At 42.0% G+C, this 219-nt stretch carries 1 pseudogene; it reads left to right on the forward strand.

Annotation, left to right across the window (positions count from 1 at the left end):
* A pseudogene (locus V6256_RS15770) lies at window positions 1–219 on the forward strand (phosphomethylpyrimidine synthase ThiC); the annotation flags it as partial.

Here is a 219-nt window from a genome sequence, read left to right on the forward strand (position 1 = left end):
GCGTTTACGTGAATCTTGGATTACAGCGCGTGAAGATGTAGAAACATTAGATAATGTCACCTCTTACTTTGCGCAAGAGCGTTTAGCGGACGAATCTTTAAATGAATTACGCTTTGCTTATTTACCTAAGCCATTACGTGCTAAAACAGGGCAATGTGTGACGCAATTACATTTTGCTCGTCAGGGGATTATCACGCCAGAGATGGAGTACATTGCGAT

It is taken from the genome of Psychromonas aquatilis, from assembly GCF_038155185.1.
GTDB classification, from domain to species: Bacteria; Pseudomonadota; Gammaproteobacteria; order Enterobacterales; family Psychromonadaceae; genus Psychromonas; species Psychromonas aquatilis.